The organism is Rahnella sp. AN3-3W3, assembly GCF_003263545.1.
Taxonomy (GTDB): Bacteria; Pseudomonadota; Gammaproteobacteria; order Enterobacterales; family Enterobacteriaceae; genus Rahnella; species Rahnella variigena.
The window spans coordinates 1-26,390 of the sequence record NZ_JYDG01000039.1 but is presented as its reverse complement, the minus strand read 5'-3'; the positions used below and the strand labels follow the sequence as shown (position 1 = coordinate 26,390).

The 26,390-nt window shown below is 54.1% G+C and carries 23 protein-coding genes and 1 pseudogene; 11 read left to right on the top strand and 13 right to left on the bottom strand.

Annotated elements, in window-relative coordinates; genetic code table 11:
- Positions 1-164 precede the first annotated feature (164 nt).
- Positions 165-1,460, top strand: coding sequence for an NCS2 family permease (locus UC15_RS11560; RefSeq protein WP_112288579.1), 1,296 nt, complete (start codon positions 165-167; stop codon positions 1,458-1,460).
- A gap of 133 nt (positions 1,461-1,593) precedes the next feature.
- Here UC15_RS11560 and ydfG read toward each other — a convergent pair whose 3' ends face one another.
- The 8 genes from ydfG to UC15_RS11520 form a co-directional block, all read right to left on the bottom strand.
- Positions 1,594-2,343: a bifunctional NADP-dependent 3-hydroxy acid dehydrogenase/3-hydroxypropionate dehydrogenase YdfG gene (ydfG, locus tag UC15_RS11555; protein WP_112288578.1), complete on the bottom strand. Its 750-nt coding sequence runs from the start codon at positions 2,341-2,343 to the stop codon at positions 1,594-1,596.
- 125 nt (positions 2,344-2,468) lie between these two features.
- Positions 2,469-3,524, bottom strand: a complete 1,056-nt coding sequence (locus tag UC15_RS11550; RefSeq protein ID WP_112288577.1) for an aldo/keto reductase — start codon at positions 3,522-3,524, stop codon at positions 2,469-2,471.
- Between the two features lie 47 nt (positions 3,525-3,571).
- Positions 3,572-5,017 carry an MFS transporter gene (locus UC15_RS11545; RefSeq protein WP_112288592.1) on the bottom strand — a complete coding sequence of 482 codons (1,446 nt, stop codon included), beginning with the start codon at positions 5,015-5,017 and terminating at the stop codon, positions 3,572-3,574.
- Positions 5,018-5,128: 111 nt separating this feature from the next.
- Positions 5,129-6,217, bottom strand: coding sequence for an ABC transporter ATP-binding protein (locus tag UC15_RS11540; RefSeq protein WP_112288576.1), 1,089 nt, complete (start codon positions 6,215-6,217; stop codon positions 5,129-5,131).
- Complete coding sequence (locus UC15_RS11535; protein WP_112288575.1) at positions 6,218-7,171, bottom strand: carbohydrate kinase family protein; 954 nt, start codon at positions 7,169-7,171, stop codon at positions 6,218-6,220.
- A gap of 26 nt (positions 7,172-7,197) precedes the next feature.
- Positions 7,198-8,037 carry a carbohydrate ABC transporter permease gene (locus tag UC15_RS11530; RefSeq protein ID WP_112288574.1) on the bottom strand — a complete coding sequence of 280 codons (840 nt, stop codon included), beginning with the start codon at positions 8,035-8,037 and terminating at the stop codon, positions 7,198-7,200.
- Positions 8,034-8,936 (bottom strand): carbohydrate ABC transporter permease, encoded by a 903-nt coding sequence (locus UC15_RS11525; protein WP_112288573.1) that lies wholly within the window; start codon positions 8,934-8,936, stop codon positions 8,034-8,036. Before UC15_RS11525 ends, UC15_RS11530 begins: the two co-directional genes overlap by 4 nt.
- Positions 8,937-9,007: 71 nt before the next feature.
- Positions 9,008-10,258 (bottom strand): extracellular solute-binding protein, encoded by a 1,251-nt coding sequence (locus UC15_RS11520; RefSeq protein WP_112288572.1) that lies wholly within the window; start codon positions 10,256-10,258, stop codon positions 9,008-9,010.
- 302 nt (positions 10,259-10,560) lie between these two features.
- Here UC15_RS11520 and UC15_RS11515 point away from each other — a divergent pair, with 302 nt between their 5' ends.
- The 6 genes and pseudogenes from UC15_RS11515 to xdhC all read left to right on the top strand — a co-directional run bounded on the left by UC15_RS11515 (position 10,561) and on the right by xdhC (position 18,432).
- Positions 10,561-11,733: an ROK family transcriptional regulator gene (locus tag UC15_RS11515; protein WP_198659700.1), complete on the top strand. Its 1,173-nt coding sequence runs from the start codon at positions 10,561-10,563 to the stop codon at positions 11,731-11,733.
- Positions 11,734-11,853: 120 nt separating this feature from the next.
- On the top strand, positions 11,854-13,206 hold the full coding sequence (guaD, locus tag UC15_RS11510; RefSeq protein ID WP_112288570.1) for a guanine deaminase: 1,353 nt from the start codon (positions 11,854-11,856) through the stop codon (positions 13,204-13,206).
- Positions 13,203-13,841 (top strand): TetR family transcriptional regulator C-terminal domain-containing protein, encoded by a 639-nt coding sequence (locus UC15_RS11505; RefSeq protein WP_112288569.1) that lies wholly within the window; start codon positions 13,203-13,205, stop codon positions 13,839-13,841. The genes guaD and UC15_RS11505 overlap by 4 nt, the downstream gene beginning before the upstream one ends.
- Positions 13,838-15,240 (top strand): annotated as a pseudogene (gene xdhA / locus UC15_RS11500) (xanthine dehydrogenase small subunit). Before UC15_RS11505 ends, xdhA begins: the two are co-directional and overlap by 4 nt.
- Positions 15,233-17,632, top strand: coding sequence for a xanthine dehydrogenase molybdopterin binding subunit (gene xdhB / locus UC15_RS11495; protein ID WP_112288568.1), 2,400 nt, complete (start codon positions 15,233-15,235; stop codon positions 17,630-17,632). The pseudogene xdhA and the gene xdhB overlap by 8 nt, the downstream one beginning before the upstream one ends.
- Positions 17,633-17,643: 11 nt before the next feature.
- The gene (xdhC, locus tag UC15_RS11490) at positions 17,644-18,432 is read left to right on the top strand and encodes a xanthine dehydrogenase accessory protein XdhC (protein WP_112288567.1); all 789 of its coding nucleotides are present in this window, start codon (positions 17,644-17,646) and stop codon (positions 18,430-18,432) included.
- Here xdhC and UC15_RS11485 read toward each other — a convergent pair.
- Complete coding sequence (locus UC15_RS11485) at positions 18,425-18,724, bottom strand: helix-turn-helix transcriptional regulator (RefSeq protein WP_112288591.1); 300 nt, start codon at positions 18,722-18,724, stop codon at positions 18,425-18,427. The genes xdhC and UC15_RS11485 overlap by 8 nt on opposite strands.
- On the bottom strand, positions 18,724-19,050 hold the full coding sequence (locus UC15_RS11480; RefSeq protein ID WP_232829859.1) for a type II toxin-antitoxin system RelE/ParE family toxin: 327 nt from the start codon (positions 19,048-19,050) through the stop codon (positions 18,724-18,726). Before UC15_RS11480 ends, UC15_RS11485 begins: the two co-directional genes overlap by 1 nt.
- A gap of 319 nt (positions 19,051-19,369) precedes the next feature.
- Here UC15_RS11480 and UC15_RS11470 point away from each other — a divergent pair, with 319 nt between their 5' ends.
- The 3 genes from UC15_RS11470 to UC15_RS11460 are packed head-to-tail and all read left to right on the top strand — an operon-like array spanning position 19,370 to position 23,213.
- Positions 19,370-20,437 (top strand): ABC transporter ATP-binding protein, encoded by a 1,068-nt coding sequence (locus UC15_RS11470; RefSeq protein WP_112288565.1) that lies wholly within the window; start codon positions 19,370-19,372, stop codon positions 20,435-20,437.
- A 30-nt stretch (positions 20,438-20,467) separates the two neighbouring features.
- On the top strand, positions 20,468-21,463 hold the full coding sequence (locus UC15_RS11465; protein ID WP_198659699.1) for an ABC transporter substrate-binding protein: 996 nt from the start codon (positions 20,468-20,470) through the stop codon (positions 21,461-21,463).
- Between the two features lie 19 nt (positions 21,464-21,482).
- Entirely contained in the window at positions 21,483-23,213 is a 1,731-nt protein-coding gene (locus tag UC15_RS11460) for an iron ABC transporter permease (protein WP_112288564.1), read from the top strand.
- Between the two features lie 68 nt (positions 23,214-23,281).
- Here the strand turns inward: UC15_RS11460 and UC15_RS11455 are convergent, their stop codons facing one another.
- Positions 23,282-23,890, bottom strand: coding sequence for a hypothetical protein (locus UC15_RS11455; protein WP_112288563.1), 609 nt, complete (start codon positions 23,888-23,890; stop codon positions 23,282-23,284).
- A gap of 265 nt (positions 23,891-24,155) precedes the next feature.
- Between UC15_RS11455 and UC15_RS11450 the strand changes: the two genes are divergently transcribed.
- Complete coding sequence (locus UC15_RS11450; protein ID WP_112288562.1) at positions 24,156-24,851, top strand: GntR family transcriptional regulator; 696 nt, start codon at positions 24,156-24,158, stop codon at positions 24,849-24,851.
- A 52-nt stretch (positions 24,852-24,903) separates the two neighbouring features.
- On the opposite strand, the gene fetB is transcribed toward UC15_RS11450, so the two are convergent.
- Positions 24,904-25,677, bottom strand: coding sequence for an iron export ABC transporter permease subunit FetB (fetB, locus tag UC15_RS11445; RefSeq protein ID WP_112288561.1), 774 nt, complete (start codon positions 25,675-25,677; stop codon positions 24,904-24,906).
- Complete coding sequence (gene fetA / locus UC15_RS11440) at positions 25,664-26,335, bottom strand: iron ABC transporter ATP-binding protein FetA (protein WP_112288560.1); 672 nt, start codon at positions 26,333-26,335, stop codon at positions 25,664-25,666. Before fetA ends, fetB begins: the two co-directional genes overlap by 14 nt.
- Positions 26,336-26,390 lie beyond the last annotated feature (55 nt).

The following is a 26,390-nucleotide window of genomic DNA, read 5'->3' as shown; positions in this document are numbered from 1 at the left end:
AACACGTTTTAGCTCGTGTGCCGCTATCAGTGATGGAAAGCGGGGCGAACGGTGGCATTTGCACCGCTGGCACATGATCGTGTTTTGAAAAACAACACTAATAACAAGCGTGCATGTTTGAAAACCAGACTCAACGTGATCATGCGACCAAGAGATACCTTCTCATGTTAGAAAAACTATTTAAGTTAAAAGCTCACCGTACTAACGTGCGGACTGAGATTGTGGCAGGACTGACTACATTTTTAGCAATGGCCTATATTCTGTTTGTTAACCCGTCTATTTTGGGCGCGACGGGGATGGATAAAGGCTCAGTATTTGTGGCAACTTGTCTTGCTGCCGCAATCGGTTCCGCACTGATGGGCTTTATCGCCAACTATCCGATCGCACTGGCGCCGGGCATGGGTCTGAACGCCTTCTTCACCTATACCGTCGTGCTGCACATGGGTTACACCTGGCAGATCGCATTGGGTGCAGTTTTCCTCTCAGCCTGTATTTTCTTCGCGTTATCTATTTTTAAAATCCGCGAATGGATTATCCGCAGTATTCCGTTGCCATTGCGTTCGGCGATTGCGGCGGGTATCGGCTTATTCCTGGCGCTGATTGCGCTGGAAAACGCCGGTATCGTCATTGCTAACCCGGCAACACTGGTCGGTCTGGGCGACCTGACCAAGCCTGGCCCTCTGTTCGCGATGCTCGGTTTCATTCTGATTGTGGTGCTGGAAGCGCGTAAAATCACCGGTGCGGTGCTGATCGGCGTGCTGGCTGTGACTGTTCTGGCGATTGCCCTGGGGTATTCTCCGTTCGGTGGCGTGATGTCTATGCCTCCGTCGATTGCGCCAACCTTCATGCAACTGGACATTAAGGGCGCATTCAACGTTTCGCTGATAAGCGTGGTGTTCGCGTTCCTCTTCGTGGATGTGTTCGATAACTCCGGAACCCTGATTGGCGTGACCAAACGTGCAGGGCTGGCGGATGAAGACGGCAATATCCCGAAAATGGGCCGTGCGCTGGTGGCTGACAGCGCCGCTGCGTTGTTTGGTTCTCTGCTGGGGACGTCGACAACCACCAGTTATATCGAATCCGCCGCGGGCGTGAGTGCCGGTGGACGTACCGGTCTGACAGCGATTGTGGTCGCAATTCTGTTCCTGCTGAGCCTGTTCTTCGCTCCGCTGGCGGGCAGTGTCCCGGCATTCGCAACCGCACCGGCGCTGCTGTTCATCGCGGTTCTGATGACCTCCGGTCTGGCAGAAATCGACTGGAAAGATATTACCGTTGCTGCGCCGGTCACCGTGACTGCGCTGACCATGCCATTTACGTACTCTATTGCTAACGGCATCGCGTTTGGTTTCATCACCTGGACGCTGGCAAAACTGCTGACCGGTCGTGCGCGTGAACTGAATGCCGCGCTGATTGTGCTGTCTATTCTGTTCGTGATTAAACTGGGCTGGCTGAGCGCGTAATACGCATTCAGTTATCAGAAAGGCGCGGGCACGTTTGCCGCGCCTTTTTTGTTGGCCTGAGAAAATGCAGGAAATAAAACAGGTAATAAAAAAAGCAGCCGAAGCTGCTTTTGTTGTAAATCAGGAAGCAGTATCACGCTTCGCGATGTACCTGCAAGCCTGCCAGAGACTGGCTGACTGGCATCATTTCAATGCTGTTGATGTTGACGTGCGCAGGCAGGGTTGAAACCCAGAATACCGATTCCGCGATATCTACAGCGGTGAGCGGGTTGGTGTTGTCATAGGTCTTGCTGACTTTCTCATCGTCGCCTTTGAAACGCACGTTAGAGAATTCAGTTCCGCCGCACAGGCCCGGTTCGATGTTGGTGACGCGCACATGGGTGCCATGCAAATCGGAGCGCAGATTCAGGCTGAACTGACGGACAAACGCTTTAGTCGCGCCGTAGACGTTACCGCCAGCATAAGGCCAGTTACCTGCGGTAGAACCGATGTTGATCACATGACCGATATCACGCTCTACCATGCCCGGCAGAACTGCGCGGGTCATGTACACCAGACCTTTGGTATTGGTGTCGATCATCTTGTCCCAGTCTTCCAGCGACGCTTTATCGGCTTTTTCAAGACCCAGCGCCAGACCGGCGTTGTTGACCAGTACGTCGATGTTACGCCAGTCGGCAGGCAGGCTGTCGATAGCGTCCTGAATGGAAGCGCGGTTAGTCACGTCCAGTTCTACTGCGTAAAGTGCGTCTCCCAGCTCGGCTTTCAGATCATCCAGGCGCTCTTTGCGGCGACCGGTTGCAATCACTTTGTGGCCTTCTTTAACAAATCGACGTGCGATTTCTGCACCAAATCCGGCGGTAGCGCCGGTAACAAAAATAATCATCCCGGTATTCCTCTGTTTTAAGCAAGGTGCGCCTGAGGCGCACAAAAGAAACTCTGTAAGTATTAACACAAAAATAACGAGACCGGCATCATCAACCGGTCTCAGTGCGTATCATTTTGTTGCGGTTACTTCTTCAGATACGGCGCGATCAGCGATAAGTCCGCCGCAGAAAGGCGGTCGGGTGCGGTCTGCGCCTGATGCCAGTAAGGATACAACAAAGGCAACTGGCTGACTTTATTAAGTCTTTCAATTTCTTCGTTATTGAGGGTTAAGTCAGCGGCGAGCAGGTTGTCCTGTAACTGTGCGTCAGTACGTGCGCCGACAATGACAGAGGTGACTTGCGGACGGGCAATCAGCCACGCCAGCGCAATCTGCGCCGCAGACACACCGCGGGCTTCAGCGATTTCCACCAGCACATCGACCACATCGTACAGTGCGCTTTCATCGCGCACCGGCGGTTCGCCCCAGTCAGCCAGATGGCGTGTGCCTTCAGGTGCCGCCTGATTACGGCGATATTTACCGGAAAGCAGACCGCCCGCCAGCGGACTCCATACCAGTACGCCAAGTCCCTGATCTTGCGCCACCGGCAGCAGTTCATACTCAGCTTCACGCGCCTGCAGGGTGTAATGAATCTGCTGGCTGACGGGGCGGATATAATGATTCGCCTGCGCTACGCCCAGTGTTTTCATAATGTGCCAGGCGGAAAAGTTCGATACGCCGACGTAACGTACTTTGCCGCTGGAAACCAGATCGTCCAGCGCGCGCAGCGTCTCTTCCAGCGGCGTCAGGCCATCCCATTCATGCAACTGATACAAATCCAGATAATCGGTGTTAAGACGTTTCAGGCTGGCTTCACAGGCGCGCAGAATATGGTGGCGGGATGAGCCGCGATCGTTCGGGCCTTCGCCCATCGGGAAGCGGGCTTTACTGGCGACCAGCACGTCGAGGCGTTTGCTGCCCAGCGCCTTACCTAAAATCACCTCTGATTCACCGCCTGAATAGACATCCGCGGTATCGAACAGATTAACGCCGGCATCGAGGCACAATCCAATCTGGCGCTGGGCGGCACCGACGTCAGTTTGTCCGGTTTTGGCAAATTTGCCCTGACCACCAAACGTCATGGTGCCCAGGCTTAGAACTGAAACTTTCAGACCAGAATGGCCTAACAAACGGTATTCCATGGTATTTCTCCATTTTTCGGAAACGTGATTTCAGTCTGACTGCGCCTTTATTTTTCCGGCACAGCCGGTCGGGGTACAGGTTCTTTTTTACGCCTTATTTCATCGCCTGCGGTTTTATCGAGTGTCAGGCTGTCGAGCGTGCCCGCCAGCGAAAACAGACCAATGATGATAAAGGCAATGTGAAACGTGTCGATCTGCAATGTCTCGCTGGCCGGTAAGAAGTGTCCGGCAATACGCAGGGAAAGTGCGCCGATGGCAATTCCGAGGCCGGTAGAAAGCTGCTGAGCCGTATTAAACAGCGTATTCGCGCCGCTCATTTGCCCGGCCGGAACCTGCGAAAAAGCCAGTGTATTGAGCGCCGTGAATTGCATGGAGCGGGTCATGCCACTGGCGAATAACAGTAACAATGTCAGTGCGGTCGGGACCTGAGGCGTGAGCAACGCACAGGCAAAAATAGTCACTGAATTCAGCAGGCCGTTAACCAGCATAATCGACTTAAAGCGGAAACGATGCAAAATCGCCGAGGTAAAAGGCTTCATCGCGAGATTTCCGGCGAAGACCGACAGTACCAGCAAACCCGCATCAAAGGCGCTCATGCCGTAGGCCAGCTGAAACATCAGCGGCAGCAGGAAAGGCAGGGCGCCGATGGCCACGCGAAACAGCGATCCACCATAAATTGTGACGGCGTAACTTTTAATGTTCAGCGCCACCAGCGGTAACAGCGGATACGCGGCACGTTTCGAATGCCATATTGCCAGTGCGCCGGTCATCAGTGCCGCGCCGATCATGGCGAACGGTTTCCAGTCAATATTCCCCTCGTTGAATTTATCCAGCCCGAAGATCAGCCCGAGGCAGGCAATGCCGGTCAGTACGAAACCAGTAACATCAAAGGGCACGCCTTTTTCGCCCTGGATCTGCGGGATAAGTCTGCGCGCAAACAGCAATGCGACCACCCCCAGCGGAACATTGAGGATAAAAATCCAGTGCCAGGAAGCGTAAGTGGTAATGAAACCACCGAGCGGTGGCCCGAGGATTGGCGCCACCAGCCCAGGCCAGGTGATGGTGGCGATAGCGCGGATCAAATCCGATTTTTGCGTATTTTTCAGTACCACTAAACGCCCGACCGGCACCATCAGCGCACCTGAGAATCCCTGCAACATGCGCGCAGCCGTAAACGTGCCGAGACTGACGCTGGCGGAACATAGCACGGAGGCGAGAGTAAACAGAACAAGCGCCATCGAGAACACATTGCGCGTGCCGAAGCGGTTAGCAATCCAGCCGCTGGCAGGAATAAAAACGGTCAGCGTCAGAATATAGGCCGAAACGCCGATGTTCATATCCACCGGATGCACGCCGAAATCTTTCGCCATTTGCGGCAGCGCGGTGACAATCACCGTGGCATCGAGGTTTTCCATAAAGAAAGCCCCGGCGACCAGCAGCGGTAACGCAGAACCTGGCGGAAGTGAGAATTTTTTGTTTGAGAAGAAGCTCATAGAAGGTAAGCGCGCTAATGAATCAGGCAAGGTCTGAGCATAGCGCATCGCAGGATAGCGTCAATGATTTAGCGTCTCCCCCGGATAAGGGGGAGAACAAAGGAGTAAGACTCAGACTTCCGCCAGCCTTTCGCCCGTTGCCGCATCAAACAGATGGATCGCTTCGCTGTTGGCTTCCAGATACAACGGCTGGTCGGCGCTGACGCGGGCGCGTCCGGCGAACTGTACATGCAGCGGAAAACCGCTCCAGTCGATATGCAGCAAACTGCTTTCACCGGTGACTTCAAGCAAACGCAGTGTGGCTGCCGGTTGTACGCTGTGCTGCACCGGTCTGATATCGTGCGGTCGCAGGCCGAGGGTAACCGGCTGTCCTTCGGAATGCCGTGCCTGCAACGCCCATTTTTCCGGCAGTGCGAACCACAGCTGATTGCAGGTCACGCCCGGCTGCCCGTCGATATTCTGGAATACGCCATTGAGCAGGTTCATTGGCGGCGAGCCAATAAAACGCGCCACAAAAGTATTGACCGGTTTGTCATAAATCGACAGCGGGTCGCCTTGCTGTACGATAAAACCGTCTTTCATCACCACGATATTATCGGCCAGCGTCATCGCCTCTATCTGATCGTGCGTCACGTACACCGTAGTGGTGCGAAACTGCTGATGCAGGGATTTGATTTCTGCCCGCAACTCCATGCGTAACTGCGCATCGAGGTTGGAAAGAGGCTCATCGAACAGAAACACTTTCGGATTACGCACCAGCGCACGGCCCATCGCCACGCGCTGACGCTGACCGCCGGACAAATCTTTTGGCAGACGTTTCAGCAAATGATCAATCCCCAGCACTTTCGCGGCCTGTTGCACTTTGGCTTGCTGTTCAGCCTTAGGCACTTTTTTCACCTGCATGTGAAACGCCATGTTTTCAGCCACTGTCAGGTGCGGATAAAGCGCGTAACTCTGGAACACCATTGCAATATCACGATCCGCAGGGTCAAAATTATTGATCTGCTGTTTATCGAGCAGAATATCGCCGTCAGACAGTGACTCCAGCCCCGCCAGCAGGCGCAGCAACGTGGATTTTCCGCAGCCAGACGGGCCGACCAGTACGGTGAAACTGCCGTCAGGAATGGTCAGATCCAGCGGTTTGAGGACCTGCACTTTGCCATAATGTTTGGCGACTTTTACCAGTTCAACCAGAGCCATTTAGATTTTCTCCACAAGGCCAAAAAGCGATTGCCAGTCAGGATAACGGCGCGGGGAACTGCTGATCGCGCAACCGGCGACGCGCACACCCCATTGCAGCGCCGTGGCAGGCGGCAGGCCATAAATCAGCGCGGATAAAAATCCGGCGTTAAAACTGTCTCCGGCACCGATGGTATCGACCACATCGACCGGTTCAGCGTGCTGATGCAACGTCAGGTTTTTCGCCCATAAACGCGCACCCTCCGGCCCGCATTTCGCGACGCAAAAAGCATTCTCAGCCATCTGCGACAGTAACCCCAGCGCCGCAGGATCCAGCGTTTCAGCGTCCGCCAGCCCGAGTGTTTCGACTTCATTGAGCAGCAGCGCATCGCAGAATGGCAGCCAGTTTGCCGCCTGTTGACGTAACGCGTCGCTCCAGTCTTCCGGCGGCCAGCCACTGTCGACAACCACCTGATAACCCCGTTGTTTCAGCGCTGCCAGCAGTTGCGGATAGTCAGCATAAAGCGCGGTACACAGCCAGGTGCCGCACAGCAATACCCAGTCACCGGACCGGGCGGTTTGCGGGATTTGTGCCAGTACGTCCTGCATGGATAAACGGACGATATGCCCCTGATTGCTGAAAAACGTCCGCTCGTGATCCGGATGCGTCACGCCAAAGGTCAGCGAGGTTTCGCAATCGTACGTCGGCCAGAGCGGTGCGCTTTCCGGGAACATTGCCGCCAGCCATCCGCTGAACTGGTCATTGCCCTGATTCGCCACCAGTCGAAAGGGCGCTCCCAGCGCCGAGACCGCCAGCGCGCAGTTTCCCGCAGAACCGCCGGGGCGCAGTGTGCTGCTTTCGAGCATCGCTTCGGTGCCTTTTTTCGGCCATTCATGCAGCGTGCTCATGATCAAATCCACATTGATATTGCCCGCCACGTACAGCGTGGCGCGGGTGTCCGGTCGGGTAGTCATTGATGAGGTTTCCCTGATGTTCATAATCAGCCCTTGCTGCCGCCGGCGGTTAACCCGCTGACCAGCGTTTTTTGCAGCCAGAGTGCAATAAAGAGCGGCGGTATGGCCGCAAGAATGCCGACGGCGGCAATCAGCCCGTCATCGGTGGCGCGCCCGGCAGTGAAACCAGCGATGGTTACCGGCAGCGTCTGGGCGTTGATATTGCTGGTAAACAGCAATGCGTAGAAAAATTCATCCCACGCCAGCAGCCAGCCGAACATTGCCGAAGCACCCAGCGCCGGTTTTGCCAGCGGTAATGTGATGCGTAACAACACCTGCCAGTAACGGAGCCCGTCGAGGCGTGATGCCTGTTCGATATCCACCGGCAACGCATCAAACTGGTTTTTCAGCATCCAGGTCAGGAACGGCAAAATCATTGAGCAATACACCAGGATCAGCCCGATATGCGTGTTCAGCAGAGTCAGCTTTTCCAGGATGAAGTACAGCGGCAGCACGAAGGCCACCGGCGGCACCATGTAAATCGCCAGACTGCCAAACAGCCAACCGTCGCGACCGGGATAACGGGAAAAACTGTAGGCGGCAGGAATGGCCAGCAGCAGGGAAATCACCGTTGCGCCACAGGCGACCAGCAAACTGTTACCGAGCGCGTGCAAGAACAATGCACCGGGCTGACCGGCCTGCAAGGTCAGCAGGCTGGCGTAACGACTGTAATCCCAGTGACGCGGCAGCCATTCAAGCGGAATACGGGTCAGATCTTCCGCCGAGCTGACGCTCATCAGGAACATCCATAACAGCGGCGCAATAATCGACACCGCCAGCAACAGTGCGGCGAAATAGCGTAAAACGAGCCGGATTTTTTGTTTCATTCGGCGCTCCCTGAACGACGCTGGCGCAATAACATCACCATATAAATCAGAATAAGCAGGGCGCAGATCAGCGTCATGAGAATGGCGTAAGCCGCGCCGCTGCCTGCACGCAGATAGCTGAAAGATTCCTGATAGACAAAGAAACTGACGGTTTTTGTGCTGTCGAGCGGGCCGCCTCGTGTCATGACATAAATGATGTCGAAGATTTTAAACGCATCGATGGTGCGCAGGATAAGCGCCACGGCCAGCGGGGCGGCAATCGCCGGTAAGGTGATTTTACGGAAACGACGGAAAGCTGATGCGCCGTCCAGTCGCGCGGCCTCGAACAAATCTTCCGGAATAGTTTGCAGCGCCGCCAGCACCAGCAGGGTAATCAGCGGATAGTTCTTCCAGATATCAGCGAACATCACGGCATTAATGGCGGAAGACGGGTCACCCAGCCAGCTGCGGTAAGTATCAATCAGCCCGAGCTGGGAAAGCAGGGCGTTGATGCTGCCGTAATCCGGATTGAAATTCAGCCGCCACATCGTCGCGTTGACGATAGTTGGCAGAGCCCATGGCAAAATTACCAGCACGCGCAGGGCGCTGCGTCCCCAAAACTGCTGGTTCAGCAACAGTGCCACCAGAACGCCGATAATGCCTTCGATAATCACAGAAACCACGGTGAAATAGAGTGTGCGCCAGAGTGCAGCGCGAAAATCAGGATCCGTCAGGGCATAGATAAAATTATCGCTGCCCACCCAGTTGGGCGCAGAACCGTCACCAATCAGGCCTGCATCGGTAAAACTGAGCCACAGCGTGCGGGCCAGCGGCCAGGCAGTCAGCAGAAACATCATCAACAACATGGGTGCCAGAAGCAGCCAGGCCTGACGGCGCTCGCGTTGCGGTAAAGTCAACATAATGAATTTCCGTGGTGTTGGTGCGCCCGTCAGGCCGGAACCTTCAGGGCGTTGTGTTGGCTTTTAAAAACTCAACGTAAACGGTCAGCGGCGGTTGTTGCGGCTTCCATACCGTCTTTTGCCGGGGTTTTACCCTGCAATACCGCCTGAATGTTTTGCTGCAAAATGTTCGACAGACGTGAGTAATCCGCCGTCACAGGGCGCGACAACATCACGTTCAGCGAGGTTTTCGCCGCAGCGATCAACTGCTCCTGATCTTTCTGTACTGCCGGATCTTCATAAGAAGATTTCCAGATTGGCAGGCTAAGTTTGGCGTATTTGTTTTGTACCGGTTGCGAGGTCATGTAGCTGATGTATTCCCACGCCTGATCCGGATGCGCGCTGGCTTTGGCGATGCCCAGACCCATCGAACCGTTAACGCCTGAAGCGCCACCTGCGGCTTCACCCGGCGCCGGGATCACGCCGACGTCACCCGCGACTTTGCTCTGTTTCGGGTCGTTGGCCATGTTGTACATGTACGTCCAGTTCAGTGCGAAAGCGGCGTCGCCGTTGGAGAATGACTTACGCACATCTTCTTCCAGATACTCGCGGGAGTTCGGGTTGGTCAGCCCTTTATCCAGTGTTTCTTTCATATAATTGATGGCTTTCATCGCGCCGGAATTGGTGAAATTCAGTTTGCCGTCTTTATAGAAATCGCCCTTAAACGCGGAAACCAGCGTGGTGTAGTCGCACAGCAGCGCTTCGGACTGTGACCAGCTCCAGACCAGCGGATATTTCACGATGCCTTTTTCTTTGAGGATCTCAGACTGCTTCTCAACGTCAGCCCAGGTGGCAGGCGGAGTGGTGATCCCGGCTTTAGCCAGCATGGCTTTGTTGTAATACAGATATTTGGTGTCGAGGATCCACGGCATTCCCCAGCGTTTGTCTTTGTAGGTCACGGTAGAAATCGCGCCGTCAAAAATCTTGTTGCTTTCGTCCGCAGGAATACGCGCCGTCACGTCCTGCAACAGGCCGTATTTGTTGAATTCAGCAGGCCAGATGGCATCGAATAACACCACGTCGTAGCCTTTGTCTCCGGCACCGCGTGCGGCAACGATTTTGTCATGCAGCGCTTCGTAAGGCACAAATTCGAGATTCACTTTGATATCCGGATGCTGCTTAGTGAAATCTGCGGTCATGGCACGGATATCCGCTTCGCTGTACGCCGCCTGCGTCATAAACAGGGCACTGAGCGTGGTGTCCGCCAGCGCATTGACGGAATATCCCAGGGTGAGAGCAGAGAGGGCACACAGGGTGGCCGCAGGGGAAAGTCGTAGGCTCATCGTCATTCTCCGAAACAGGGTTAAGTTTATTAAATCAATTTGATTGCTTTAATCGGCTAAAAAAAATGGGATACCACTGAGGTAACCCTGCGTCCCTGCCGGATTGTGCTACTGGATCTGAAGGTGAATCTTAAAAACATTGGAAAGCGAATAGTGACTGGCGATTATTATTAACATAGCAATAACATTCAAAGCTGTGATGGCACCGTCATATTCATATTCTGTTATTTATAAAATCAATTTGATTGCTGTAATCAGTGACAGCATACTGCCCGCAGGTCTCCTGTGGGGTACAAGCCGTGATAACAACTTCTGGCACTAATCTTGAGCACGCCCGTGCTCACAATCGTCGGGTGGTGATTGAAGCCATTCGCCTTAACGGTGAACTCACCCGTGCCGAAATTGCCCGGCTGACGTCACTGACTCCGCAAACCGTTTCTAACATCGCTACCGAACTCGAGCAGGCGGGGATTTTGTCTTCCCACCTGCCGCGCCGTGCGGGAGGGCGTGGTCAACCAGCAACGCCACTGACACTCAATCCTGACAGCGCCTATTCTATCGGCATCCATCTTGATCATCAGTCGCTGCTGATTGTGCTGGTGGATCTGACGGGAACCGTCCGCTTTCGCAAACTGATCCATGTACAGAAACCTCAGCCAGAGCCCACGCTGGCTCTTATCGATCAGGTTCTGCAAGAAATGCGCCAACAGGTGAAAATTGACTGGCGAAAAATCCTGGGTATGGGTGTGGTGATGCCGGGGCCGTTTGGCGTGGAAGGGATTTCGTCACAGGGGCCGACCACACTGCACGGCTGGGATCACATTGATATTGAAGCCCGTTTAAGCGCCGCGACCGGCTGGCCGGTGACGCTAGAAAACGATGCCACCGTCGCCGCCATTGGTGAGCGTTTTCACGGTGTGGCTAAGCAGTTATCGTCGTTTGTGTATCTGTATATAGGCACCGGACTTGGCGCAGGTATCTTCACCGACGGGCGGATTTACACCGGTCATGCACACAATGCGGGCGAGGTCGGCCACATTGTGGTGCAACCGGGCGGTCGGGAATGCTATTGCGGCAACAAAGGTTGCCTGGAGCGCTATGTTTCTTTGCAGGCCGCGTACGAAGCCTGCGGTCTGGATCCGTTGTCTGCGATGCCGGAAGACCTGCTTACCGTGGACGAAAAGCTGTTTGAACAATGGCTGGATACCGCTGTCGAACCGGCGTTGCAGGCCATCAATATTATGGAATGCGTGTTCGATGCGCAGAGCGTGGTTATCGGCGGAACGATGCCTAAGACTCTGGTGGAGAAGCTGATCCGGCGTCTGACGCCACTCTACAGTTCGGTCCGCAGCCGCTACGCACAAAGTGCCCGCATCCGTCTCGGCATGTCCGGCAGTGACACGGCAGCATTGGGTGCGGCGGCACTGCCGATCTTCGACGAATTCAATCCGCAATATGAGGTGTTACTGAAGTAGAGTTTCCTCCGGCTCTAAAAAACATCCACACGGTCTGACCAATCGGTCAGATTTGGCATACGCTTTGCACATGTTCTGTTATCAATCATGAACGTGAATGTTGCAGAGAAGGTAAATGCCATGAGTCAGATCATCACCCGCGCTGTACGCGGCAATTTCTTCGATATCCGCGAGCCGGTGTTGCGGCCGGAAGATTTTGAAGCGCAGGTGCGCTATATCGAAGACGGCCTGATGTTGCTCAGCGGCGGTCACATCGTCTGGCTGGGCAGCTGGCAGGAGGGTGAAGGCAGGCTGGCGCTGGCACAAAAAACCGCAGGCCTGGAAATCGATGATTATCGCGACAAACTGATCGTGCCAGGTTTTGTCGATACGCATATCCACTATCCGCAAACTGAAATGATCGGCGCTTACGGCGAGCAACTGCTCGAGTGGCTGACCCGATATACCTTCCCGACCGAACAGCAATATCACTGCGCGGATTATTCAAAGCGCATGTCGAAATTCTTCCTCGATCAGCTGTTACTCAACGGCACCACCACGGCGCTGGTGTTTGGCACCGTGCATCCGCAGTCGGTCGACGCACTGTTTAAAGAGGCATCCGACATCAATATGCGCCTGGTGGCGGGCAAGGTGATGATGGACAAAAACGCCCCCGATGCCTTGCTGGAAACCCCTGAAGAAAGCGAGCGTGATACGCGCGAATTGATTGCGCGCTGGCACAACCGTCAGCGCCTGAGCTACGCGCTGACGCCGCGTTTTGCGCCGACATCTTCGCCGGAGCTGTTGCAAAAAGTTCGACTGCTGAAACAAGAATTCCCCGATGTCTACATGCATACCCATCTGAGCGAAAACGTTGCCGAGCTGTCGTGGGTGAAAGAGATGCACCCGGAACATCAGCATTATCTCGACGTTTATCATCAGTACGGTCTGACCGGCGAACGCTGTGTGTTTGCGCACTGCCTGCATCTGGATGACAGCGAATGGGATTGCCTGCACGACACCGATTCGACCATTGCTTTTTGTCCAACGTCCAACCTGTTTCTGGGCAGCGGCCTGTTTAATTTGCAGAAATCCTGGCAGAAGCAGGTGCGCGTCGGGATGGGCACAGACGTCGGTGCGGGCACCACATTCAATATGCTGGAAACACTGTCGGAAGCTTATAAAGTCGGACAACTTCAGCGCTATCGTTTATCCGCCTTTGAAGCGTTCTATCACGCCACACTCGGCGGCGCACGGGCGCTGCATCTTGACGACAAGGTTGGCAATTTCAACGCTGGTAAAGAGGCCGATTTCGTGGTGCTCGAACCGGGTGTCAGTGCATTACAAAAATTGCGCGCCTCCAACAGCAAAACGCTGGCCGAAAAGCTGTTTGTGCTGATGACGCTGGGTGACGACCGCAATGTTTACTGCACGTATGTCGATGGCGAACAGGTCTATACGCGGGATGCTTTGCAGGGGGAATGTTGCGCATGATGAACAATGAAACCGGTGGCAAAGTCCGCGTTGCACGCGAGCGCACGCTGGAAAATATCCACGCTGCCGCGATTGCAGAATTCAGTGAAAAGGGCTTTCAGGGCGCGACGACCCAGGCCATTGCCCGGCGTGCGGGGATCAAAAAAGCCCAGCTGCACTATTACATCGCCGGGAAAGAAGAGTTGTACGAAGAACTCTTGCAGAAAGTACTGAAAGTCTGGGGCGACATCATTCAGTTTGACCCGTCGCTCAGCGAACCGGAAGCGGTGCTGAGTCGCTATATCCGTAACAAACTCAATTTCAGTTTTGACCAGCCCGAACTGTCGCGCATTTTCACCAGCGAAGTGCTCGGAGGCGGTCATTATCTTCACAAATACTGGCCGCAGGCCACGCAGAATATCACCGGCAAAGAGAACCTGATCCATCAGTGGATTGAGCAGGGCAAAATCCGCGCGCTGGATGCCCGTCTTTTCATCATGCATATCTGGGCGGTGACGCAGTATTACGCCGATTTTGCGGTTCAGGTGAAGCATATGTACGGCAATTTTGAAGGCAATGAACAGGCGCGTGAGCACATTATCGATGAAGTGACGACACTGATTCTGAACGGCTGTAAGACAGGAGACTGCGCATGATCCAATTTCTGATGAACGGCAGGATCCACACGGAAAATCTGCCCGCTGACACGACGGTATTACAATATCTGCGCCGCGATGCAGGGCGTTGTGGTACTAAAGAAGGGTGTGCTTCCGGTGATTGCGGCGCCTGTACGGTGGTGCTGGCTGAACCGCAAGGTGATGCGTTGTCCTACCGGACCGTCAATGCCTGTCTGACATTTATGCCCGCGGTGCATGGTAAACAACTGATCACCGTGGAAGATCTCAAACACCGTGGCGAACTGCATCACGTGCAGCAGGCGATGGTGGATAACCATGCCTCACAGTGCGGTTTCTGCACTCCGGGGTTTGTGATGTCCCTGTTTGCGCTGGAAAAACAGCAGCAAACTTTCAGCGTCGCACAGACTCAGCACGCACTTTCCGGCAATCTTTGTCGCTGTACCGGTTACCGGCCGATCATGGATGCGGCGAAAGCCATTTGCGACGCGCCGCAACCGGATCAGTTTGATGCCGATTCCGGGCTGACGCTGGAGAAACTCCGTGCGATTTCAGCCAGCGGAGAACCGGTCAGTATTGATGAACTGGCCGACCGTTATCTTGCTCAACCTGATGCCCGACTGGTGGCCGGGGGGACGGATCTGGCGCTTGAAGTCACTCAACGCTATCAGCGTCTGCCTGAACTGATTTCGCTGAGCCATATTCCCGGACTCAAAGTTATTACGCTGACCGGTCAGGCTATTTACATTGGTGCGGCGGCACCGCTGAGCGACTGTATGCCGGTCTTACACGATGAATTCCCGGAATTCGGCGAGTTGCTGGAACGCTTTGCCTCACAGCAAATCCGTAATCAGGGCACCTTTGGCGGCAATATTGCCAACGGTTCGCCCATTGGAGACGGCGGACCGGTGCTGCTGGCGCTGGGTGCTTCGTTGTTACTGCGGCGGGGCGCGGAACAACGCGAATTGCCGCTGGATAAGTTCTTCCTCGGTTATCGCAAAACGGCGTTACAGCCCGGCGAATTTATCGAACAAATACGCATCCCGCGCAGCACTTCGGCGCGCGCCAGTTGCGGATTTATAAAGTGTCGAAACGGCTGGAGGATGATATTTCCGCCGTCTGTGCGGCTCTGCACATCGAAGTGCAAAACGGCGTGGTGATACATGCCCGGGTGGCGTTCGGCGGCATGGCGGAAGTGGCGAAGCGCGCTATTTCCTGCGAGGCACAACTGCTCGGTCAACCCTGGCAGACGATGACTATCGAGCGAGCCTGTCAGGCGCTGGAACTGGATTTCACGCCTGTCAGCGATTTCCGTGCCAGTCGCGAATACCGTATGCAGGTGGCGAAAAACCTGCTGCGCCGCTGTCATATCGAAATGACTTCTCCTGAAACCCTGATGCGGGTAACTCACTATGTCTGAATCTAAACCGGCTCTTTCGCAACAGGAAATGGAGACGCTGTTCCGGGCAGGATTGCAGAGCGGCGTCGGCAAAAGCCAGAAGCATGAAAGCGCGGATAAACACGTCAGCGGCGAAGCAGTGTATGTCGACGACCGGCTGGAATTCCCCAATCAGCTGCATCTGGTGCCGCTGCTCAGCCCGCATGCGCACGCCGACATTTTGCATATCGATACCGAACCTTGTTACGCCGTGCCCGGTGTGGTGCGGGTAATGACTGCCGAAGATGTACCAGGGGATCCGGACATTGCGCCGCTCACTTTTGGTGATCCGCTGATGGCGCAGGGAATCGTGCACTATGTCGGCCAGATTGTGCTGGTGGTGGCAGCAACCTCAATGGAGGCCGCCCGTGCCGCGGTCGTGCGGGCGAAAGTGGAATATCAGCCGCGTGACGCCGTACTGACCGTGAAACAGGCGCTGGCGCTGGAACATTACGTGGAAGAGCCGCATCAGCATAAACGCGGGGACGCTGAAATGGCGCTGGCCTGTGCGCCGCACCGTTTGCAGGGTGAACTGGAAATAGGCGGCCAGGAACATTTTTATCTCGAAACGCAGATTGCCTCGGTGATGCCCGGTGAAGACGGTGCGATGCTGGTGTACAGCTCGACACAACATCCGACCGAAGTGCAAAAGCTGGTGGCCTCGGTGCTGGATTTGCCGATGCACAAAGTGGTGGTTGATATGCGTCGCATGGGCGGCGGTTTTGGTGGCAAAGAGACGCAGGCGGCGGGGACGGCGTGCCTTGCGGCGCTGGCGGCGCATCTGACCGGACGTCCGGCGAAAATGCGTCTGGCGCGTCAGGATGACATGCTGATCACCGGTAAACGTCATCCGTTCCACGTCAGTTATGACGTCGGGTTTACTGATGAGGGCGTCATTCACGGCATCGACATTAAACTGGCGGCTAACTGCGGTTATTCGCTGGATCTCTCTGGTTCTATTGTCGATCGTGCGATGTTTCATTCTGATAACGCCTATTACCTCGGCGATGCGCTGATCACCGGTTATCGCTGCAAAACTAATATGGCGTCGAATACCGCTTATCGCGGATTTGGCGGGCCGCAGGGTATTGTGGCGATTGAGCACATTGTCGATCACATCGCCCGTGAACTGGGGCTGGATCCGCTGACCGTGCGTAAAAATAATTACTATGGTCAGGAAAGCCGCAACGTTACGCATTATCACCAGCCGGTCGGGCAAAACTTGTTGCAGGAGATGACGGCGCAACTGGAAGAGAGTGCAGACTATACAGCGAGACGTGACGCTGTCACAGAATTTAACCGCCACAACCGTTATCTGAAAAAAGGTCTGGCGCTGACACCGGTAAAATTCGGCATTTCATTTACCGCCAGTTTCCTCAATCAGGCTGGCGCGCTGGTACTGGTGTATACCGACGGCAGTATTCAGCTCAACCACGGCGGCACCGAAATGGGACAGGGGCTGAACACTAAAGTTGCGCAGGTGGTAGCCGAAGTATTTCAGGTCGATATCAGCCGCATTCAGATCACCGCCACTGATACCGGAAAAGTGCCGAATACGTCGCCAACCGCCGCGTCATCCGGCGCTGACCTGAATGGTAAGGCCGCGCAGAATGCGGCGGAAATTATCAAAGGGCGCATGGTTGAGATGCTGATGCGTGTTTATGATGCGCAGGAAACGGACATCACTTTCAGTAACGGCCAGGTGCGGGTTAACGATCAGTATTTCAGTTTTGAACAGGTGGCCACCCAGTGCTGGCTGAATCAGGTGCCACTGTCCAGTACCGGGTATTACAAAACGCCGAAGATTTTCTACGACCGCAGCAAAGCCGCCGGACATCCTTTCTATTACTTCTCCTACGGCGCAGCCTGCGCGGAAGTGCTGGTCGATACGCTGACCGGAGAATACAAACTGCTCAGAGCGGATATCCTGCATGATGTCGGCGATTCGCTCAATCCGGCGATTGATATCGGTCAGGTGGAAGGCGGGTTTGTGCAGGGCATGGGCTGGCTGACGACGGAAGAACTGGTGTGGAACGACAAAGGGCGGTTAATGACCAGTGGTCCGGCAGCCTACAAAATTCCGGCCATCGGCGATATCCCGCAAGACCTGCGCGTGAAACTGGTGGAGAACCGCAAGAACCCGGAAGACACGGTTTTCCATTCCAAAGCCGTCGGTGAACCGCCGTTTATGCTCGGGATTTCGGTCTGGTGTGCAATTAAAGACGCCGTTGCCAGTCTTGCTGATTACCGCGTGCATCCGCATATCGATGCGCCCGCCACGCCAGAAAGAGTGCTTAACGGTGTGAATCAGTTACATTTTTCAGGTGACGTTGTCACTTGTGATTCTGCCGAACGCGTCAACGTTACCGGCTAACGGAGGTTCTCATGCGTACTGATGACTGGATAACCCGTCTGCACGATCTGCAACGGCGCGGCGAGCCGTGTGTGGTAGCGACGCTGGTCGAGAATCAGGGCTCCACGCCACGTGACGCGGGCAGTAAAATGTTGATCACCGCTGACCAGATATTTTATACGCTTGGCGGCGGTAATCTGGAATTTCAGGTGACCAGCATCGCCCGTGAAATGCTTGCATCTGGAGCGAAAACCTCCCGTTTCGAACGTTTTTCCTTAGGAGCCCGGCTCGGGCAATGTTGCGGCGGCATGGCGTCGGTGTTGCTCGAACCGCTCGGCCAACCGCACCCGCATGTGGTGGTCTATGGCGCGGGGCATGTCGGACGGGCGCTGGTGAATATTCTCAGCACGTTGCCGTGCCGTATTACCTGGGTAGATGCCCGTGCCAGTGAATTTCCCGTGGTAGTGGATCCACAAATTACCTGCATCGTCGATGAAGAACCTGAAGGTACCGTGGCGCAGATGCCCGCCGGCAGTTATTTCATGGTGCTGACGCACGATCATCAGCTGGATTTCGCCCTGAGCGAGGGGATCCTCAAACGTGGAGATTTCCGCTATTTCGGACTGATTGGCTCGGAGACTAAGCGTAAACGCTTTGACTACCGGTTATCGGGGAAAGGGATTTCGGAGGAGCAGCTGGCAAGAATGCGCTGCCCGGTCGGGCTGCCTGATGTACGCGGCAAACTCCCCGCCGAAATCGCCGTAGCCATTGCCGGAGAGTTTATTGCCGCGTATGGCGCGCACAGTCAGGTGGTCAGCTGAGTTTTTTGAACTCGAAGGTGCCACCGAGTGCGACGGCGTAACGGCTGATGGTGGTCAGAGTTGGGGACGCGACACCGTTTTCCAGGCGACTAATATTTTGCTTTTTAAGCCCGGTGCGGCGTGCAATGTCTTGCTGTGTCAGGGACTCTGCAATTCGCATGGCTTTGAGATCTGCGACCATTTTTTTATGCATTTTGTGTGCGGCGTAAGCGGCGACAAACTCGGGATTCTTCATCGCTTCCGCTTTCACCACGCTAAAGGGGATCAGTTCATAGTCATCATCATCGTCAATCATGCTTCATTCCTTATGACCGTTTTCATACGTTTTATAGCCAGCTCTAAATCATGGGGAGGCGTCTTATCCGTCTTTTTATGAAGTATATGGACGACATAAATACGGCGACCCTTCATAAAAAAGTAAAACGCTCTGCCCAGACCATCCCGGCTGGTAACCCGAATCTCTCGTAATCCTTTTCCAACATATCTTACTAAGGGTTCTTGCAGATCAGCTCCGTAGTTCTCAAGATCTTCCAGTGCATCAACGACAGCGGCATAAAGTGTCATAGGCAATTTCAGAAGTGTTTTCTGAGCACTGGGCAACAGGGTTACGTCGTACACAATCGCTTTCCTTGCGGTGGAGTATGATTACTCTTTGTTCAAATAGGAAGTAATCATTTATGATTCTTTTCAAACCGGAAGCTGTCTCGTATTTCTGCCTGCTTCCGCCGTTTCGTGTGATCACGAACAAGCATTCTGTCCCTCTTTTTCACCGTGATCAGATGGACGGTGTTTTCCTCCGCGATGTCTCGCAAAAAATAACTCACTGAAACATCAGTCAAACCAAACCTTCGCCACCGGTTCATAAAACAGTCACAAAACCGCAGTAATTTGTTCCTCATCGAACAGGCCATTGCCGCACTGAGGAAACCTCCGACGCATGTCTGCTATCCAGATCTCCCACCTGAGCAAATCCTTCACCACCCAGCCGGTGTTAAATGATGTTTCGTTGAATATCCGGCACGGCGAGTTCGTGGCTGTGCTCGGGCCTTCCGGCTGCGGAAAAACGACTTTACTGCGCACTATTGCCGGTTTTGAGCCGGTCAGCAGCGGTACGATCACCGTGGGAGATCGTCTGTTTTCATCATCTGACTTTCATGTGGCGCCGGAGAAACGAGACCTGGGCATCGTGTTTCAGAATTACGCGTTATGGCCTCACATGTCTGTTGAGGAGAACGTGGCGTACAGCCTGAAAGTGGCGGGAATGGATCGTAATGAACGCCGCACCAGAACGCAGGATGCGCTGGCGCTGGTCGGTTTAGGTGATTATGCGACGCGTCGTCCTGCGGATCTGTCCGGTGGTCAGCGGCAGCGTGTGGCACTCGCGCGTTGCCTGGTGACACGCCCCGGTGTGGTGCTGCTGGATGAGCCGCTGGCGAATCTCGATGTGCATTTGCGTGCAGCGATGGAGGAGGAGTTCAGCCGTTTTCATCAGCATACCGGCGCGACGTTGCTGTATATCACGCACGATCAGCAGGAAGCGATGGCGATTGCTGACCGCGTTGTGGTGATGAATGAAGGTAAGGTCATGCAGTTCGCGACACCGCAAACGTTATACCGGGAACCGGCTAACGCCATGGTTGCGTCCTTTATCGACGATGGTCGCGTTATTCCGGCACAAAACATCCTGCCAGCAGAAAGCGGCAGTGCTCTGGCTGAGATTCTGGGGAGGCAAGTCCGCTTGCGGGCATCACCTGACCAGACTCCGGTTGTCAGCGCACAAGTTTGTGTTCACGCCGATGATTTACGCTTTGCTCAGGCCGGTGAACAGGGTATCGCTGCCCGTATCACCCGGGTGATTTATCGCGGGGGATATCATCAGTATGACGTTGAACCCTTAAGCACCCCCGAACTTCGGCTTTCACTGCATTCATCTGCCGGCAGACGTTGGTGTATTGGTGACAATGTCACTTTTGTCATCACTGACGGCTGGATCATTCCTCAGTAATTTTCATTTCTTAAGGACAGGGCTACGAACATGTTTAATAAAATAAAACTTACGTCTTCCGCTTTGACTTTGGCAGTGGCGCTGTCAGCTCCGGCATACGCCGCAGATGCTGCTTCAGGCAAACTGGTGGTTTATACCTCGCAGGCACCTGAAATCGCGCAACAGACCATCGATGCCTTTAAGGCGGCATATCCGAATGTACAGGTGGAATGGACGCGTAATGGCACCACGCAGTTAATGAATGTGTTGCAGACGGAAATGATGGCCGGTGATGTGAAAGCTGATGTGTTGCTGGTCGCGGATTCCATCAATCTGGGTGCGCTGAAAAAAGACGGCAAGCTGATGGCTTATGCTGATGCACCGGTGGGGAATATCAGCCCGAATTTCTATGACAAAGATAAAACATGGTTTGGCACCAAAATCATTGCCACGGTGATTGCCTATAACACTAAAAATGCCAAACCCACAGACAGCTGGATGGCGCTGACCGATCCACAAAACAAAGGTCAGGTGGCAGTGCCAAGTCCTCTGTATTCCGGCGCGGCGTTATATCATCTGCATACGGCGATTAATACGCCTGACATTGGCTGGGCGTTCTATCAGAAACTGGCGGCAAACGGTATTACACCGGAAGGGGGTAATGGTCCAGCGCTGAAGGCGGTCGCCAGCGGAATGGCGAAATACGGTGTGATCACGGACGCCGATATTATCCGTGCCAAAAAACAGGGCTCACCGATAGATCTGGTTTATCCGAAAGAAGGGGCTTCTTTCGTGACGGAACCGGTCGCGATATTCTCCGGAGCGCATAACGTACCGGCAGCAAAAGCGTTTGTCGATTTCATGCTGTCGCCAAAGGGTCAGCAACTCGTGGCGAAGCAGGGCAACCGTCCGATTGATGCCGGCGTTGCGGCGCCCGAAGGATTTGCTCCGATGGATTCAATCAAACTGCTGACCCTCGATTCAGATAAAGCCGTCGCAGACGACAAAGAAGTCCGCGCAAAATTCACTGAAATCTTTGGTGGCTGACAGCACAAAGGGCAGATAAATGAGCGTGATGAGTGAAATCCAGCGCCGGGTAACCCCTTCGCGTCGTGGGTGGCCGGGCAGTGAGAAAGTGGTACTCTGGGGACTGACGCTGTTGATAGGCATATTATCGATAGCGCCTCTCTCACGGCTGGTATGGGCGGCAATTGCCCCCGATGGCGTGCCGGACATCACACGATTTATGCATCTGCTGGGTACCCGCAAAGTGGTGTCCGCCACGGTGAATACGCTGACGATTGCCATTATCTCAACACTTCTGGCGATGTTGCTGGGTACGGTGGCGGCGCTGCTGATTGCGCTGACCAATCTGCGCGGTAAGCAGGCATGGGTATTTACCTTTATTCTGCCACTGATGATCCCGCCGCAGGTTACGGCACTGGCGTGGGTGCAGGCGCTTTCACCGTCGAGCCCGGTTTTGCAATTCCTGGGACTCAGTTTACCCGCCGGTTCACCTTCACCGTTGTATTCGCTGACCGGCATTATTGTTTTGCTGGGGCTGCATAACGCGCCGCTGGTGTTTCTGATGGTGCGTGCAGGATTACGCAGGCTTCCGGCTGAACTGGTGGAAGCAGCACGCAGCGGCGGAGCTAAACCCTGGCGGGTGCTGTTTACAGTGATTTTGCCGCTGGTACGTCCGGCTATTTTTGCGGGTGCGGCACTCTCTTTTGTCACCTCCGCGGGCAATTTTGGTATTCAGGCGATGCTCGGTATTCCGGGCCGGATCCCGACGCTTATCACGCTGGTTTATCAACAGCTCAACAGCGTGGGCGCATCGGCTCTGGCGGATATGGCCGTGCTTTCATTGCTGATTGCAGCGATTACGCTGGCCGGACTGATGTTCAGCCGCTGGCTGGGCGGCCGACAGGATGTGCGGGTCACCGGTACGCCGCGGGCGTTGCATCAGACACTCGGTCGCTGGCGTTTGCCGGTTGAGGTTGCCGTGTGGGGTTGGATGGTGCTGACGCTCATACTGCCAATGTCCGCGCTGCTGACCACCTCGCTGACAACAGGCTTTGGTCAGACGCTGAAGATACAAAGCCTGACGCTGAGCAATTATGCTAATGCGTTGTTTGGCTATCCGGCTATACGACACGCATTTATCACGAGTCTGGGGCTGACCGTGATGACCGCGCTGATACTGACCCTAGTTTCGCTGTTTCTGGCCTATTTTCTCAGCTGGCAACGTACGCGTCTTGTGCGGATTTTGCAGCTATCCACGGAACTGGCGTACGCATTGCCGGGGATTGTCACGGGCATTGCGGCGATCCTGTTTTTCCTCAGGCCATTGCCGCTGCTGCACATCAGCCTTTACGGCACCGTCTGGATCATTCTGGCGGCATATCTTTCGAATTTCATGGCGCTGGTGCTGCGTCCGACACTGGCCGGATTCGCCCAGATCGAACGCTCGCTGGATGAAGCCGCGCAAATCTTTGGTGCGGGATTCCTGCAAAGAATGCGCGATATTCTGATGCCGCTGGCCGCGCCTTCGGCGATGGCCGGAACTATTCTGGTCTTCCTGACCGCACTCAATGAAATTCAGGTGTCGATTTTGCTGGTGACGTCCGGCACTCAAACCCTCGGGCCGATGATTGTCTTTCTGGATGAAGGCGGTTCATCAACCCTGGCCGCTGCGGTGGGATGTCTGATGATTGTCGTCGTGCTGGGATTTATGCTGCTGGCCTCGCTGTTCGCGCGTCGCCTTCCTGAAGGCGTCTTGCCTTGGCGGATATGAATGAAAAAGCCTGCTGCATAAACTCGCATCAGGCTTTTTTTTTAACAGTTATCGTTTTAGATAGCGGTTTACAGCGTTTTAAGCGGCTCGCTACGTTTCCAGAAAGCAATGGCAGAACCCAGGCACAACAGGTAACCCATCATTTCGGTGCCTTCTTCGACAATATTTTTCACTTCACGGACATAGTCGCCCTGCATCACGGCTTTCCAGATAAGGTTCATTCCGAAGACACGGGAAAAGACCAGGATCAGCACCAGACCGCAAACCATATAATGGCAGGCCGGATGGGCCAGAAAAGCGGACAATCCGCGCAGGCTGGTTTTCGGGGTGATACATGCCCAGACAATACAATAGACCGCGATAAGGCTGGCAAAATAGACCCAAGAACCATAGTGGATCTGATCAAATAAGGCGTCGAGTTCGCGGATAAGCATACAGAAGAAGAACCCGCCAATCAGCATCATGCCGCCGCGTAATGCCGGATGTTTTTTGGCCTGCAGGAAAAACAGTGCGCTGATGGCCAGCAGTGTCAGTTCCTGCAGGATTTCAGTGGCGGAAATTTCCTGCACACCGTCTTTGAATACTGCCACATCCAGCCAGATGACCAATGCAGTGAAGACGGCTCCCAGTGCTAATACGATAAAATTGAGTAAATGTTTCAAAAGTGTGTGTTTCATTATTATCCTGTTTTCAATACGTTGGCGCGCTTACTTTACATGTTCTGAACATTTATCTGCATAGCGTGAGGTACAGCAAGGATACGGAAGGTCATCGCGGGGATATTGGGAATGTGTGCTGGAATGATAATTACTATGAATGTTAAGTGCTATTTTATAGGATTTTTTGCATGATTTGGGACTGCACGTCATTTACTAATGACGAAAGCAAAGGGTTGATGTTAGCGTGCAGGGAAACTGCCAGATAGAGGCCATTTAGTATTCCATGAGTAATCCAACTACAACCGCCAAGCAGCTGGAAGTTCAGCGCATTGTCGACGTTTTATCAAAAGCCATTGCCCAGCAACGCCTGCGTCCCGGAACACGTCTGGTTGAATCTCAACTCGTTGAGGCACTCAGCGCTAACCGCAATCATGTTCAGGTGGCGTTACAACGTCTGGCTTTACAGCGTATTGTTACCATCGAACCTAACCGTGGCGCGATGGTGGCTCAGCCCACAGCGAAAGAGGCGCGCGAAGTCTTCATTGCCCGCCGTGCTATTGAACGCGCCATTGTGGAATGCATCGGACCAGATGTTATTCGTCGTCATCGTCAGCGGATCACTGCCCATTTGCGCGGTGAGCGAGAAGCGGTATCGTCTGAAGACCGCCGTGCCGTCGTGCGGGAATTAAGTGAGTTCCATCTGATACTGGGCGAAATTTCAGGTAACGACGTGCTCAGTGAAATTCTGTCGAATCTGATGGTGCGCAGCTCCCTGATTGTCGCGCTGTATCAGCGTAATGAAGTTCCTTCATGCCAGTGTGATGAGCATCAGGCGATCATTGATGCGCTGGAAGCCGGTGACAATACCCAGGCGGCAGAAATCATGCAGGAACATCTCGACGATCTGGAAGGGGTGTTGGATCTGGACGATGAGGCCGCCGGGGAAGTGAATTTGCGTCAGGCGTTATCGGATTTATAACGCCGTAAAGGCAGAGTGCCCGCCAGTGCAATCGCTGACGGGCAAGAAAAGATTATGATGATTGCAAATCGCGCAGTTGCGCACGGTCATTGTAGAAACGTTTATAAGACAGATAACCGGCAATAATTGTCGATAAACTGGCGGTCGCCAGCAGCATAAACGTCACCATAATCTGATACTTGATCGCTTTCACCGGATCGATACCGGCAAAAATCAGCCCTGACATCATCCCCGGTAAACTCACAATCCCCACCGTTTTGGCGGCATCGACCGTCGGGATCATCGCCGCACGAATACTGTCGCGAATAATCTGCCCTGAAGCCATTTTTACCGGCGCACCCAGACTCAGCATCTCGAGAATTTTTTGCTGATTATCGAGAAAGCGCTGATTCAGATTGCTGTAGCACAACCCTACCGCCACCATCGCGTTACCGGCAATCATTCCTGAAATCGGGATAACCTGCATGGGCAGAAACTCAATCGAGCCGCTCAGGATCAGAATGGACAGGGTCAGCGTGGTGCCAGTCGTGATCGCGATAAACGAAATAATAAAACCGTTATCAATGTTGCGGCTGCGTTTTTTGGCGTTCAGTGCGGCATTCACGCAGATGAACAAAACCATCAGTACCGTTAACAGACTGTTATTGATATCGAAAATGTATTTGAGCACATAGCCGACAATCACTAACTGCACGACGGCGCGGGCGACGCTCCAGATAATGTCTTTTTCGAGACCGAGTTTTTCTTTTTTGCTGACCAGCAGGGCGACGACCACCAGGATCAGTGCGAGAGCCAGCGACTGGTTAGTAATATTATGCTGATTCATGAGCCGTGCTTCCTTGTGAATGACGGGTCAAAGTGACGACATTTTTCGCGTGGCGGATTTCATTCTGATCGTGGCTTACCCACAATACGGCGATCCGCTCTCTGTCAGCCAGATCCGCGATGATCTCGTTGATGTTTTTCTTATTTTCTTCATCCAGTGCGCTGGTGATCTCATCAAGCAGCAGTACGTCCGGCATAAATTGCAGATTACGCAGCAGGGCGACACGCTGCTTTTCTCCGCCGGAAAGTTCCTGCGTGCGCTTGGTCAGCATATCCTCCGATAAATTCACCCGTTTCAGCCAGTCGCGAAGTTGCGCGTCATCAGGCTTTTTATTACGGATCTGATAAGGCAGGGCGAGGTTGTCATACACCGTTTCGCCAAATAGCGATGGCGTCTGGAAGCAATAGGACACCCGCTGGCGGTAGGTTTCGGGCTTAATTTGCACGATATCTTCACCTTTAAACCAGAGCTTTCCGCCGGTCGGCGTTTGAAGCGCAGCAACGATCTTCAGCAACGTACTTTTACCGCTGCCCGAAGGACCGGTCAGTAAGGTGAATTCACCCGGATTGAGGGTGAGGGAAACAGGTTCAAGAAGCGGAATATTGTTGAGTGTAAAAGAGACGTCTTGCAGACGAAGGAGGTCAGTAGGAGTGGTCACGCCTGAAAATCCTTTGGTAACGGGAGGATGTTTTACTCCTTCCCCTCTCACGAGG